The organism is Paraburkholderia sp. NPDC080076, from assembly GCF_050281145.1.
GTDB lineage: Bacteria > Pseudomonadota > Gammaproteobacteria > Burkholderiales > Burkholderiaceae > Paraburkholderia.
On sequence record NZ_JBNNWQ010000002.1, the window covers coordinates 395,067 to 407,488 of the forward strand.

Sequence of the window (12,422 nt, forward strand, 5' to 3'; positions counted from 1 at the left end):
TGCTGGCGTGGAGCAGGAAGTATACTCGCTCGCTTCCTTCCATTCAGCGTGAGAGGCTTCGCGGGCGGTCCAATCATGCCATTCCGACCCAATTCGTCATTTTCCGGCGGCAGATTCGCGCGTTTCGCGCGCACCTTGCAATCGGCCTGGCCGCGCGCGATGCACGCCGCGTTGCCGAACTTCTGCGCGTTATGCGGCAATTTGTCGCATACCACGCTGTGCGCCGGTTGCGACGAAGCCTACTGGAACGAAAGCCGGTTGCGCTGCACCGTCTGCGCGGTGCCCTTATCCAGCTCGCGATGGGCGGCGCGCACGCAATATCGCTGTGCGGATTGCATCGGCGAGCCGCCGCCGTTCGACGCGACCTTTGCCCTCGCCGACTATCGGGCGCCGCTCGACACGTTGGCGCTCGGCCTGAAATTCCGCGCCCGGCTGATGCTGGCGCGCGAGTTCGCACAACGGCTCGCACGTCTTGCACAGGACTCCTGGCAAGACCTTGCTGAATGGCCGGATGTGATCGCGCCCGTGCCGCTTGCAAGCAAACGTCTCACCGAGCGCGGCTACAACCAGGCTTGGCAAATCGCGGTGCCGCTGGCCCGCGCGCTGGATGTACGCAGCGACGCGACCTTGCTGAATCGCGTGATTCACACCGCGCCGCAATCGCGGCTCGATCTCGACGCCCGCCGCCTGAACGTGGGCCGCGCTTTCAAGGTCGCCGGGTCCGTGCAAGGGCTGCACGTCGGCATCGTCGACGATGTGATGACGACCGGCGCCACGCTCGAAGCGCTGGCGCGCACGCTCAAGGCAGCCGGCGCGCGGCGGGTCACCAACTTCGTCGCGTTGCGCACACCGAAAAACTAGTCTCCACCTGAGTTCACCATGTTCAATGTCGTTCTCGTAGAACCGGAAATCCCGCCGAACACCGGCAACGTGATCCGCCTGTGCGCCAACACCGGCGCCCGGCTGCATCTGATCGAGCCGCTCGGCTTTCCGCTCGACGACGCCAAGTTGCGCCGCGCCGGCCTCGACTATCACGAGTACGCGCAGATGAACGTGCACGCTGACTGGGCGGCGTTCATCGCCAAGGAATCGCCGGACCCGGCGCGCATGTTCGCCTTCACCACGCGCGGCTCGGGCCGCTTTCACGAGCACGCGTTTCAATCCGGCGACTGGTTCGTGTTCGGCGCCGAAACGCGCGGCCTGCCCGACTCGGTGCTCGACCAGTTCGCCAACGAGCAACGCGTGCGCCTGCCCATGCGTCCGGGCAACCGCAGCCTGAATCTATCGAATACCGTCGCGGTCGTGGTGTTCGAAGCGTGGCGTCAGACCGGCTTCGAAGGCGGCGCCTGACCGCGTTTCAATTCGGCCTCGTAGCGCGCCAACATGGCGTCGTCGAAACAGGCGAACACCACCTGTTCGATTTGCGGCATGCGCGGCAAAGTGTCGAGCACCGTGCCGACCGCAATTCGCACGGCCTCGTCAGCGGGAAAATGGTAGATGCCGCAACTAATCGCGGGGAACGCGATGCTTTTGCACTGCGCCTCGCGCGCCACCTCGAGCGAGCGCTGATAGCAGGACGCGAGCAAGTCGGCCTCACCATGCGTCCCGCCACGCCAGACCGGGCCGACGGCATGAATCACATGTTTAGCCGGCAGACGGTAGGCGCCGGTCAGCTTCGCGTCGCCGGTCGCGCAACCGCCCAACGTTTCACATTCGCGCAGCAAATCCTTGCCGGCCGCGCGATGAATCGCGCCGTCCACGCCGCCTCCGCCCAATAGCGACGTATTCGCGGCGTTGACAATCGCATCCACGGCGAGCGTGGTGATGTCGACCACGCGTGCTTCCAGCGTGCAACGATTGAATCTGAGCATGGGAACCTCGCTGATCCGAAGCGTCGATAAAAACGTGGACAGCGATAGCGGGCAGCCGTTCAGCGCTTTTGCGCGCCAAACGGCTGAAAGACAAGGCTTATTCAGCTTTGGAGTCGCGCCGCAGCAGGGCGCTGACGGCGTCGCGCGGCGCCACGCCGTCGAACAGCACGGCACAGACCGCCTGCGTGATCGGCATCTCGATGGCATGCGCGCGAGCAATCGCCAGGACCGCTTGCGCGCAACGCACGCCTTCGGCCACGTGACCGAGGGCGCCGAGAATATCGTCGAGCGTGCGGCCCGCGGCGAGTTGCAGGCCGACCGTGCGATTGCGCGACAGATCGCCGGTTGCGGTCAGGATCAGATCGCCCAGGCCGGTCAAACCGGTGAACGTTTCCGCCCGTCCGCCGAGCGTCACGCCGAGGCGCGACATTTCAGCGAGGCCGCGCGTGATCAGGGCCGCGCGTGCGTTCAGACCGAGGCCGAGGCCGTCGGCGATGCCCGTTGCAATGGCCAGCACGTTTTTCACCGCGCCGCCCACTTCCACGCCGACGACGTCGTCGCCGGTATAGATGCGCACGGCGCCATGATGAAACGCGGCGACCGTACGCTCGCGGCACGCCGCCGACGCGCTCGCGATGGTCAGCGCGACCGGCAAGCCCTGCCCGACTTCGCGCGCAAAGCTCGGACCGGACAACACGCCGTTACTGCCGTGCTCCGGCAATTCGGCCGCGACCACCTGATGCGGCATCAACTGTGAATCGGCTTCAAAACCTTTGCACAACCACACCACATGCGCCGGCACTTTACCCGCATCGCGCATGGCCTGAAACAAACCGCGCAGTCCGGCGACGGGCGTCGCCACGACGCATAACGCATCGTCGGCGAGCGCGTGGTCGAGCGCCGCGTTCAGATCGGCTTCATAGCGAAGCGCCGGCGGCAAAGCAACGCCCGCCAGATAGCGGGCGTTTTCGTGCGAAGCGGAGAGATCGGCAATGAGCGCAGGCTCGCGCGCCCACAACACCGTGTCGTGCCGTACGGCCAGATGGCCGGCGAGGGCTGTGCCCCACGCGCCGGCGCCAAGGACAGCAACCTTCATAGCCGGCACTGCCTGCGGCACTTTAGTGCGTGACGCCGTTTTGCGCCGCGCCGTCCTGGCCACCCATCTGCGCGAGGCGTTGCTCGTACAGCGCCTGGAAATTGATCTCGGCGAGGTGGATCGGCGGGAAACCGGCGCGAGTGATCGCGTCGGCGATGTTCGAGCGCAGGTACGGGAACAGGATGGTCGGGCAGGCAATGCCGACCAGCGGATCGATCTGCTCAGCCGGAATGTTGCGGATGTCGAAAATGCCGGCTTGCTTGGCTTCGATCAGGAACGCAACCTTGTCCGACACCTTGGCCGTGACCGTGCCCGTGACGAGGATTTCGAACACGGTGTCGGCGAGGCGCTCGGCCTTCACGTCGACTTCGACTTCGACCGAGGGCATTTCCTGCTCGAGGAAGATGCCCGGCGAATTCGGCTGCTCGAGCGACATGTCCTTCAGGTAGATGCGCTGGATGTTGAAGAACGGCTGGTTATTCTCGTCGGACATGATGAAGTGATTCCCTGATAGGTATGCATGGCGGCGGCCCATGCTTGCATGGGCCGCCAGATCGTTGCGGCGCGCCGCCCGCCCTGAAGAGGCGAGGCCGCGCCGGCTTGGTGTTCATCCGCCCTGCTCACGCGCCCGCGGGCGCGCGAATTCAGGCGGTTGCTTCGAGCAGCGGCATCAAACCGCCCGCGCGATCGAGCGCTGAGAGGTCATCGTACCCGCCCACATGCGTCTCGCCGATGAATACCTGCGGCACCGTGCGGCGACCGGTCCGGGTCATCATTTCCTCACGACGGGCCGGGTCTTTGTCGATCAGTACCTTTTCAACGTGCTCGACGCCGCGCGACTTTAAAAGACGTTCGGCCATCTGGCAATACGGGCACACCTGGGTGCTGTACATGATCACTTTGTTCACTTCGCTGCTCCTTGTTTCACAACCGGCATGCCGGCTTTCTGCCAGGCGTCGACACCGCCTTCGAGAACATGGACTTCCGCATAACCTGCATCCTGCACGATACGCGCTGCCTTGTTCGACTGCTGGCCGGTCTGGCATACCAGCAGCACCGGGTTGCTCTTGTTTTTCACGAGTTGCGCGACTTTCGCCTGCAACTCTGCAAATTCAAGGTGCCGTGCCGCGGGCAAATGCCCTTTGGCGTAGTCGGCGGACGGACGCAGATCGATGACCGCCGCATTGCGCCGGTTGATCAGTTGCGTGGCTTCAGCGGCCGAGAGGCCGCCACGGCCGCGCCGGCTGATCGTCGGCCACAGCAGCAACCCACCGGAGATGAGGACGATCGCGATCAGTACAAGGTTTGTGTAATCAGTGAAAAACTTCACGGAAAATCCGCCGAAAAAGGGAGAAATCGGAAAGGGCAATCCAGCCATTATAAAATAACCATCTGACGCGATGGCGGCGCTCCTCTAGAGGACCTCCGCGGCGCTTGACGGCTTCTTCACTACCGACCGGCAATCTCATGTACAAACTCGTTCTCATCCGCCACGGCGAATCGACGTGGAACAAGGAAAACCGCTTCACGGGCTGGGTCGACGTCGACCTTACCGAGCAGGGCAACAATGAGGCGCAGCAAGCGGGCGTGCTGCTGAAGGAATCGGGCTACACGTTCGATATCGCCTACACATCGGTGCTCAAGCGCGCGATCCGCACCTTGTGGCACGTGCAGGACAAAATGGATCTGATGTACCTGCCGGTGGTGCATTCGTGGCGTCTGAATGAACGCCACTACGGCGCGCTGTCGGGGCTGAACAAGGCGGAAACGGCCGCCAAGTTCGGCGACGAGCAGGTGCTGGTCTGGCGCCGCAGCTACGACACGCCGCCGCCGGCGCTCGAACCGACGGACGAGCGCGCACCGTACGACGATCCGCGCTACGCCAAGGTGCCGCGCGAGCAACTGCCGCTCACCGAATGCCTGAAAGACACGGTCGCGCGCGTTCTGCCCCTGTGGAACGAGTCGATTGCGCCGGCCATCAAGTCGGGCCGCAAGCTCGTGATCGCGGCCCACGGCAACTCGATCCGCGCACTGGTGAAATACCTGGACAATATTTCGGACGACGACATCGTCGGCCTGAATATTCCGAACGGCGTGCCGCTCGTCTATGAACTCGACGAAAACCTGAAGCCTATCAAGCACTACTATCTGGGCGACCAGGAAGCGATCGCCAAAGCGCAGGCCGCCGTCGCCAAGCAGGGTAAGGCGGCGGGCTGATCTGCCATCTTGCCGCCATGCTGCTGTCAGAAATGCAGCGCAATGGCGGCAAAAGGGCCGCGCCGCCCGGCAAGACACACCGGTCAGCGCGGCTCACGTCATTTGCGAGCGCCCTTCTGGCCGCCATCAGTCCGTTACGGCACATTACTTCATCGTTGTGCGCGCAATCCCACGAACCGGGCCCGGCGCGTGCTGTCGAATCACGATTGGCTGCGCCGCGCCCTGAGTTGGCGGGTGTGCAGTTATACTTGTCCGTCCCCATCTCTATCGACGCTGCCACGCGCTTCCGACCGCAACAGACTCTATGCGAAAGAACCTGAAAAATATCGGCCTGATTGCCGCGGGCCTTGCTACCGGTGTATTTGCCACCCTGCAACTCTCGGCTTCGGCCCAGCAACCCGCCAGCGCAGCGTCGAACGCTGTTGCACCGCTGCCGCTGGACCAGCTCAGGCTCTTTGCCGAAGTCTTCGGGCAAATCAAGCACGAGTACGTCGAACCGGTCGACGATAAAAAGCTTCTCACCGCCGCCATCAAGGGCATGGTGTCGAGCCTCGACCCGCACTCGTCGTATCTCGACAAGACCGATTACGAAGAACTGCAGGAGCAGACCAAGGGTCGCTTCGCCGGTCTCGGCATCGAAATTTCGTCAGAAGACGGATTGATCAAGGTGATTTCGCCAATCGAGGATACGCCCGCGTTCCGCGCCGGCATCCGTCCGGGTGACCTGATCACGCGTATCAACGACAAACCCGTGCGCGGCATGACGCTCGACCAGGCGGTCAAGCAGATGCGCGGCGACCCGGGCACCAAGGTCACGCTCACGATCTTCCGCAAGACCGACGACCGCACGTTCCCGCTCACCGTCACGCGCGCAATCATCAAGGTCCAGTCGGTCAAGATGAAGATCCTCGCGCCGGGCTACGCCTATGTGCGGGTAACCAGCTTCCAGGAGCGCACCACGCCTGATCTGGCCGCGAAACTGCAAGACATCGCGCGTCAGCAGCCGAATCTGAAGGGCCTCGTGCTCGACCTGCGCAACAACGGCGGCGGTCTGCTGCAAAGCGCAGTCGGCGTGGCCGGCGCGTTCCTGCCGCCGAATTCGGTTGTGGTGTCCACCAACGGCCAGATTCCGGATTCGAAACAGGTCTATCGCGACACCTACGACAACTACCGCCTGCAATCCTTCGACAGCGATCCGCTGAAAGACGAAGCGCCGATCTTCAAGACCGTGCCGATGATCGTACTGACCAACGCGTACTCCGCGTCGGCGTCGGAAATCGTCGCGGGCGCGCTGCAGGATCAGCATCGTGCGCTGATCGTCGGCAAGACTACGTTCGGCAAGGGTTCGGTGCAGACCGTGCGCCCCATGACGGCCGACACCGCGCTACGTCTGACCACGGCGTACTACTACACGCCGAGCGGCCGTTCGATCCAGAACAAGGGCATCCGTCCTGACATCGCGGTCGATCAATACGCAGAAGGCGATCCGGACGACGCACTCGTCACCCGCGAAGTCGACTACTCGAATCACCTTGCGAACACGCAAGACCCGAACGAGAAGAAGGAAGCGGAACAGCGCGAACAGGAACGCATGGACCAGTTGCGCCAGCTCGAAGAGCAGAACGATAAGAAGACGCCGGAACAGCGTCAGAAGGATCGTGAGCGCAAGCCGGTGGAATTCGGTTCGACCGACGACTTCATGCTGCAACAGGCTCTGAACAAGCTGGAGGGCAAGCAGGTGCAGGAATCGAAGTCGCTGACCGAGCGCCGTCTCGCGCAGAACAAGCCGGCCACGTCGGCGTCCGCGCCGGTCGCGGTGAAGCCGACGCAACCGGTGCCGGGCGCATCGGGCCCGGTGCCGGCGCCTGCTTCGCAAAGCAACTAAGCAGCAAAACCTGACGTGTCTTCGCAGCGGAACATGCTGCGAAGACACGCTGTCATACCCGGCACCAGCAAGAACACCCGCTCCCGGCGCGATTAAAATATCGAAAACGCGCACGGCAGGCCCATCGGTCCTGCATCTCAGCGCGCGACACATTCACGCGCCCCGCCATGAACGACGATCAACTCCTTCGCTATTCCCGCCACATCCTCGTCGATGAAATCGGTATCGAGGCGCAGCAGCGCTTTATCGACGCGCACGCGATCATCGTCGGCGCTGGCGGCCTGGGTTCGCCCGCTGCGATGTATCTGGCGGCGGCCGGCGTCGGCCGCTTGACACTCGTCGATGCCGATACGGTCGACCTGACCAACCTGCAGCGGCAGATCCTGCACGTGACGGCGTCCGTCGGACGCAAGAAGGTGGAGTCCGGGCGCGACACGATCGCACAGATCAATCCCGAGGTCGTGGTGAACGCGGTGGCCGAGCGCGTCGACGACGCGTGGCTCGACGCGCACGTGCCGAATGCGACCGTCGTGCTCGATTGCACCGACAACTTCGCGACGCGCCATGCGATCAACCGCGCCTGTGTTAAGCACGGCGTGCCGCTGGTGTCGGGCGCGGCGTTGCGCTTCGACGGCCAGATCAGCACCTTCGATTTCCGCGACCAAGCTTCGCCCTGCTATGCCTGCGTATTTCCCGAGGACCAGCCGTTCGAGGAAGTCGCGTGCTCGACCATGGGCGTGTTCGCGCCAACGGTCGGCATCGTCGGTTCGATGCAGGCCGCCGAAGCGCTCAAGGTGATCGGCGCAATCGGCACGCCGTTGCTTGGCCGCCTGATGATGCTCGATTCGCTGCGGATGGAGTGGACCACGATGCGCGTCGCGCGCCAGCCGGATTGCCCGGTATGCGGGCAGACGCACACGGCTTGACGCCAGCGCCTCAACCGCACGCTAAAACAGAAACGCCGCACAACGTGCGGCGTTTCTTTATCTGACGGAGCGAACGCGGCGACTCAGGCCAGCATCACGCGCTTGAGGGCAGCCTGCACTTCTTCCGGTTCGAACGAAGCCAGCACATCCGCCACCGGCTTCTCCAGCGTCTTCAGATGCGAGCGCAGCACTTCCTGCTTGACCACCAGCAACTGGCTCGGATGCATCGAAAATTCGGTGAGGCCCATGCCGAGCAATAGACGCGTCAACGCCGGATCCCCCGCCATCTCACCACACACCGAAACCGGCACGCCGGCCCGCTTCGCTTCGCGCAGCGTGAACGCGATCAGATGCAGCACGGCCGGATGCAGCGGGTCGTACAGATGCGCGACCGAGTTGTCCGCGCGATCGATCGCGAGCGTGTACTGGATCAGATCGTTGGTGCCGATCGACAGAAAATCGAGCCGCTTCAGGAAGAGCGGCAACGCGATCGCGGCGGCTGGGATCTCGATCATCGCGCCGACCTGCACGTTCGGATCGTAGGCCATGCCCGCGTCGTCGAGCTGGCGCTTGGCTTCGCGAATCAGATCGAGCGTCTGGTCGATTTCCTGCGCATGCGCGAGCATCGGAATCAGAATCTTCACCGAGCCGAACGCCGACGCGCGCAGAATCGCGCGCAACTGCGTGAGGAACATCTGCGGCTCGGAGAGGCTCCAGCGAATCGCTCTCAGCCCCAAGGCCGGGTTCGCTGCGGTTTCGTAGCCGTCGCCCCCGCTCATCGAATCGAGCGGCTTGTCGGCGCCCACGTCGATCGTGCGGATGGTGACCGGCAGGCCGTTCATCAACTCGACCGCGCGACGGTACGCGCCGAACTGCTCTTCCTCTTCCGGCAAACGGTCCTTGTGATTCATGAACAGGAACTCGGTGCGGAACAGGCCGACGCCCGTCGCACCCGCGTCGATCGCGGCGAGCGCGTCGTCCGGCAACTCGATGTTCGCGCACAGTTCGATGCGGGTGCCGCACAGCGTCTGCGTGGGCGAAAACTTCAGCCGCTGCAGCTTGCGCTGTTCGAGCGCTTTCTCGCTCTGCCGATATGAGTACTCTTCCAGCACGATCGGCGCGGGGTCGACGATCACAATGCCGTGATCGCCGTCGACGATGATCAGGTCGTCCTGACGAATCAGCGCGCTCGCGTGCTGCACGCCGACCGCGGCCGGAATGCCCAGGCTGCGCGCGACGATCGCCGTATGCGACGTGCGGCCACCGAGGTCCGTGACGAAACCCTGAAACGTCTGGGTCTTGAACTGCATCATGTCGGCCGGCGCGATGTCGTGGGCGACCACGATCATCTCGTCGCAGGCGCCGTGCACGCCAGCGCCCAGCGCCACCGACGCACCGGCAAGCGCCTTCAGCACGCGCTCCACCACCTGTTCGATGTCGGCTTTGCGCTCGCGCAGGTACTCGTCTTCGATATCGTCGAAATGACGCGACAGGCGCTCGAGTTGTTCGGTCAGCGCCCACTCCACGTTGTAGCGGCGCGTGCGGATCAGGTCGAAGGTTTCCTGCACGAGCATCGCATCGTTCAGGATCATTGAATGAACGGTGATGAACGCGCCCATTTCACTGGGCGCGTCCGCGGCGAGATCGGCGCGCAGCGTGTCGAGCTCTTGATGCACGTGTTGCTGGGCCGCGCGAAAGCGTTCGATCTCGCTCTCGATCTGGGCGGGTTCGATCAGATAGTGGTCTACGTCAAGTGCAGCCGGGGCGATCAGATAAGCCCGCCCGATGGCGATACCGCGTGACACGGGAATTCCATGCAGCGTGAAGGACACGCGCACCTCCTCTAGTTGTGTAATGCCGCGGCAAACCGCTGCAATGCTCTCAGACACTGGTCGTCATTATAAATTCCGCGCCCTTTGCAGGTGCGCTGGGGCTGTGTGCAGTGCAGCACGAAATACCGTAAGCAGCCGTAGTGATGCGCCTTCATCCGTCTCGCGTTTCGGCAATGCGAATCCTGCATGTGCGTCTCGACGCGCGCGCCCTCACGCGCGTTTCGTCTAGCCATTGTCACGCGCTAAAAAAAACGCCGCGGACAACCGCGGCGTTTTTGCTCATCGCAACGTGGACGCGTTAGCTCACTGCCCTTCGCCGAATTTATCGGCAATCAGTTTCAACAATGCGTCCATCGCTTCTTTTTCGTCGGAGCCTTCCGTTTCGATCAGCACCGTGCTGCCGATGCCCGCGGCCAACATCATCACACCCATGATGCTCTTGGCATTGATGCGGCGGCCATTGCGGCTCATCCAGATTTCCGCCTGGTAGTTGCCCGCGAGTTGCGTCAACTTGGCCGACGCGCGCGCGTGCAGCCCCAGCTTGTTCACAATAGTCGTTTCCTGTTGCAGCATGTGATGGTCCGAAGCGCGGGTAAGTGTTGTGAAAAGTGAAACTGCTAAGCGGTTGCAATGCGTTTGACACCCTGACACGCCGGCCGAGCTACTTACAAGCCAGCCGAGTCGGCTTTCTGCGTCAGGTCCGCGTCGGCCGGCAAGGCCGGCAAGCACGCGCCACCGCACGCCGCATCGGGCGGCAGAGCCGGCAAACAGTCGCCGGACTCCGCAGTCGGCGCGACGGGCGCCGGGGTCGCCGGTCCGATCGCATGCACGCCCTTGGTAGCGCCGGCGAGTGCCTTGTCGACCAGCGTGTCGAGCGGCGTGGCGCGATAACAGACTGCGCGCACCAGCATCGGCAAGTTGACGCCGCACAGTACGCGCACGTCCGGCAGCGACGCGAGCCGGCCGGCGATATTCGCCGGAGTGGCGCCGAACATATCCGTGAGGACGAGCGCGCCGTTTTCTTCCTTGAGGCGCTCGATTTCCGAGTTCGCAAACGCAACCTGCTGTGCGGGATCACAATCCGGCGATACGTCGATTACGCCGATGCGAGCCGGCAAGCCACCATAGATGTGCGAAATACAATCGCGCAACGCGGTGGCGAACGGAGCGTGCGCAATGATCAGAATGCCTGCCATGTCAGCCTTACTGCAAAAGAACGGCCCCGAACCGTGGACCGGGCCCAAGCCCGGTTCGTCAGCGCCCTCTGCCGGCCGTGGGCCATGAGGGCCGGAACGCATCGTTTGACGAGCGGCCCGCCGCGCATGGCCTCGTGCCTGCGCCAGCGAAACACTGCTCGCCTACAGTCCGCAAACCATGCCTGTGACACCCGTCAGGTGCCAGCGACTGCGCCTGGCGCGGAGGAGCGGGCATTGTATCAGGCTCATTTTCGCGCCAAATCCGGCGTGCTGCGTGATGCGGATTTACTACACAGTTTGGGGGACATGGCGGGCATTCAAGTGCCGCCAATCGGCCGCGCCATCAAGCCGCCGCGCGCTCCAAGGCGTCGATGAACATGGCGGCGACGTCGAAGCCGGTTTGATCCATGATCTCGCGGAAACACGTCGGGCTCGTCACGTTCACTTCGGTCAGCCAGTCGCCGATCGCGTCCAGCCCCACCAGCACCAAACCGCGCGCGGCCAGCACCGGCGCCAGCGTATCGGCGATCTTGCGGTCATGCTCGGTCAGCGGACGCGCCACGCCGAGGCCACCGGCCGCGAGATTGCCGCGCACTTCATTGCCCTGAGGAATACGCGCGAGCGAATACGGCACGGCTTCACCACCGATCAGCAGGATGCGCTTGTCGCCCTCCTTGATCTCGGGGATGAATTTTTGCGCCATCACCGAACGCGCGCCATCGTGACTCAGCATTTCGATGATCGAACCGAGGTTCATGCCGTCGGCCTTCACGCGAAACACGCCCATGCCGCCCATGCCGTCGAGCGGCTTCAGGATCACGTCGCCGTGCTCCTCATGGAAGGCGCGCAAACGGGTTGCGTCGCGCGTAACCAGCGTGGGCGCCACGAACTCCGCGAACTCGCCGATCGCGAGCTTTTCCGAGTGATCGCGAATCGCCTGCGGTTTGTTGAAGATGCGCGCGCCGCCGCGTTCGGCCATTTCGAGCAGCCAAGTCGACGTGACGTATTCCATGTCGAACGGCGGGTCTTTGCGCATCACCACGGCGCTGAAGCTCTTGAGCGTGCGCGGTGCGGCCGGTTCGGCGTCGTACCAGACTTCGCGATGCAGATCGGTGACGTCGCCGACAATCGCAAAGCGCTGCACGTTCGCCTCGACGTCGCCCCCCGTCCACGCCAGATGCTTCGGCTCACACGTGTACACCACGTGACCGCGGCGCGCCGCTTCGGCCATCATCGCGTAGGTCGAGTCTTTGTAGATCTTGAATTGCGTGAGCGGATCGGCGATGAAAAGAATGTCCATGAAGGTCCCGGTGCGCCCTGACGGGCTTGGCATTGATCGTAAATATAGTCGTTGAAAATGGCGATGGCGGCACGCATGCCGCCATCGACCACTCAAGGT

14 protein-coding genes are annotated in these 12,422 nt (G+C 63.4%); 5 read left to right on the forward strand and 9 right to left on the reverse strand.

Annotation, left to right across the window (positions count from 1 at the left end; genetic code table 11):
• Nucleotides 1-75: 75 nt before the first annotated feature.
• Both ACQKRQ_RS09150 and trmL read left to right on the forward strand, forming a co-directional pair.
• Nucleotides 76-861: a phosphoribosyltransferase family protein gene (locus tag ACQKRQ_RS09150; RefSeq protein WP_427476468.1), complete on the forward strand. Its 786-nt coding sequence runs from the start codon at nucleotides 76-78 to the stop codon at nucleotides 859-861.
• Nucleotides 862-879: 18 nt separating this feature from the next.
• On the forward strand, nucleotides 880-1,350 hold the full coding sequence (trmL, locus tag ACQKRQ_RS09155; RefSeq protein ID WP_132376159.1) for a tRNA (uridine(34)/cytosine(34)/5-carboxymethylaminomethyluridine(34)-2'-O)-methyltransferase TrmL: 471 nt from the start codon (nucleotides 880-882) through the stop codon (nucleotides 1,348-1,350).
• Here the strand turns inward: trmL and ACQKRQ_RS09160 are convergent.
• From ACQKRQ_RS09160 to ACQKRQ_RS09180, 5 genes are all read right to left on the reverse strand, one after another.
• On the reverse strand, nucleotides 1,323-1,871 hold the full coding sequence (locus ACQKRQ_RS09160; RefSeq protein WP_427476470.1) for an O-acetyl-ADP-ribose deacetylase: 549 nt from the start codon (nucleotides 1,869-1,871) through the stop codon (nucleotides 1,323-1,325). The two genes, trmL and ACQKRQ_RS09160, sit on opposite strands and share 28 nt — an antisense overlap.
• A 97-nt stretch (nucleotides 1,872-1,968) precedes the next feature.
• Complete coding sequence (locus tag ACQKRQ_RS09165; RefSeq protein ID WP_427476472.1) at nucleotides 1,969-2,967, reverse strand: NAD(P)H-dependent glycerol-3-phosphate dehydrogenase; 999 nt, start codon at nucleotides 2,965-2,967, stop codon at nucleotides 1,969-1,971.
• 22 nt (nucleotides 2,968-2,989) lie between these two features.
• Complete coding sequence (secB, locus tag ACQKRQ_RS09170; RefSeq protein ID WP_007179465.1) at nucleotides 2,990-3,460, reverse strand: protein-export chaperone SecB; 471 nt, start codon at nucleotides 3,458-3,460, stop codon at nucleotides 2,990-2,992.
• A 151-nt stretch (nucleotides 3,461-3,611) separates the two neighbouring features.
• A complete protein-coding gene (gene grxC, locus ACQKRQ_RS09175; protein WP_007179466.1) occupies nucleotides 3,612-3,875 on the reverse strand; it encodes a glutaredoxin 3 in 264 nt (87 codons plus the stop codon).
• Nucleotides 3,872-4,297 (reverse strand): rhodanese-like domain-containing protein, encoded by a 426-nt coding sequence (locus ACQKRQ_RS09180; RefSeq protein WP_012431601.1) that lies wholly within the window; start codon nucleotides 4,295-4,297, stop codon nucleotides 3,872-3,874. The genes grxC and ACQKRQ_RS09180 overlap by 4 nt, the downstream gene beginning before the upstream one ends.
• A gap of 137 nt (nucleotides 4,298-4,434) precedes the next feature.
• Between ACQKRQ_RS09180 and gpmA the strand changes: the two genes are divergently transcribed.
• The 3 genes from gpmA (at nucleotide 4,435) to ACQKRQ_RS09195 (ending at nucleotide 7,995) form a co-directional block, all read left to right on the forward strand.
• Complete coding sequence (gene gpmA, locus ACQKRQ_RS09185) at nucleotides 4,435-5,184, forward strand: 2,3-diphosphoglycerate-dependent phosphoglycerate mutase (protein WP_132376162.1); 750 nt, start codon at nucleotides 4,435-4,437, stop codon at nucleotides 5,182-5,184.
• A gap of 304 nt (nucleotides 5,185-5,488) precedes the next feature.
• Nucleotides 5,489-7,069: a S41 family peptidase gene (locus ACQKRQ_RS09190; RefSeq protein WP_132376163.1), complete on the forward strand. Its 1,581-nt coding sequence runs from the start codon at nucleotides 5,489-5,491 to the stop codon at nucleotides 7,067-7,069.
• A gap of 167 nt (nucleotides 7,070-7,236) precedes the next feature.
• Nucleotides 7,237-7,995, forward strand: a complete 759-nt coding sequence (locus ACQKRQ_RS09195) for a HesA/MoeB/ThiF family protein (protein WP_427476476.1) — start codon at nucleotides 7,237-7,239, stop codon at nucleotides 7,993-7,995.
• An 83-nt stretch (nucleotides 7,996-8,078) separates the two neighbouring features.
• Here ACQKRQ_RS09195 and ptsP read toward each other — a convergent pair whose 3' ends face one another.
• The 4 genes from ptsP to gshB all read right to left on the reverse strand — a co-directional run bounded on the left by ptsP (nucleotide 8,079) and on the right by gshB (nucleotide 12,323).
• Entirely contained in the window at nucleotides 8,079-9,827 is a 1,749-nt protein-coding gene (ptsP, locus tag ACQKRQ_RS09200) for a phosphoenolpyruvate--protein phosphotransferase (RefSeq protein ID WP_132376165.1), read from the reverse strand.
• A 303-nt stretch (nucleotides 9,828-10,130) separates the two neighbouring features.
• The gene (locus ACQKRQ_RS09205; RefSeq protein ID WP_012431596.1) at nucleotides 10,131-10,400 is read right to left on the reverse strand and encodes an HPr family phosphocarrier protein; all 270 of its coding nucleotides are present in this window, start codon (nucleotides 10,398-10,400) and stop codon (nucleotides 10,131-10,133) included.
• 92 nt (nucleotides 10,401-10,492) lie between these two features.
• Nucleotides 10,493-11,023, reverse strand: coding sequence for a PTS sugar transporter subunit IIA (locus ACQKRQ_RS09210; protein ID WP_408248855.1), 531 nt, complete (start codon nucleotides 11,021-11,023; stop codon nucleotides 10,493-10,495).
• A 343-nt stretch (nucleotides 11,024-11,366) separates the two neighbouring features.
• Nucleotides 11,367-12,323: a glutathione synthase gene (gshB, locus tag ACQKRQ_RS09215; RefSeq protein WP_132376167.1), complete on the reverse strand. Its 957-nt coding sequence runs from the start codon at nucleotides 12,321-12,323 to the stop codon at nucleotides 11,367-11,369.
• Nucleotides 12,324-12,422 lie beyond the last annotated feature (99 nt).

Coding starts and splice junctions, on each gene's coding strand:
- ACQKRQ_RS09165 (WP_427476472.1), bottom strand. CDS start 2,967: ATGAAGGTTGCTGTCCTTGGCGCCGGCGCGTGGGGCACAGCCCTCGCC.
- gpmA (WP_132376162.1), top strand. CDS start 4,435: ATGTACAAACTCGTTCTCATCCGCCACGGCGAATCGACGTGGAACAAG.
- gshB (WP_132376167.1), bottom strand. CDS start 12,323: ATGGACATTCTTTTCATCGCCGATCCGCTCACGCAATTCAAGATCTAC.
- secB (WP_007179465.1), bottom strand. CDS start 3,460: ATGTCCGACGAGAATAACCAGCCGTTCTTCAACATCCAGCGCATCTAC.
- ACQKRQ_RS09195 (WP_427476476.1), top strand. CDS start 7,237: ATGAACGACGATCAACTCCTTCGCTATTCCCGCCACATCCTCGTCGAT.
- ACQKRQ_RS09150 (WP_427476468.1), top strand. CDS start 76: ATGCCATTCCGACCCAATTCGTCATTTTCCGGCGGCAGATTCGCGCGT.
- ACQKRQ_RS09190 (WP_132376163.1), top strand. CDS start 5,489: ATGCGAAAGAACCTGAAAAATATCGGCCTGATTGCCGCGGGCCTTGCT.
- trmL (WP_132376159.1), top strand. CDS start 880: ATGTTCAATGTCGTTCTCGTAGAACCGGAAATCCCGCCGAACACCGGC.
- ACQKRQ_RS09210 (WP_408248855.1), bottom strand. CDS start 11,023: ATGGCAGGCATTCTGATCATTGCGCACGCTCCGTTCGCCACCGCGTTG.
- ACQKRQ_RS09205 (WP_012431596.1), bottom strand. CDS start 10,400: ATGCTGCAACAGGAAACGACTATTGTGAACAAGCTGGGGCTGCACGCG.
- ACQKRQ_RS09160 (WP_427476470.1), bottom strand. CDS start 1,871: ATGCTCAGATTCAATCGTTGCACGCTGGAAGCACGCGTGGTCGACATC.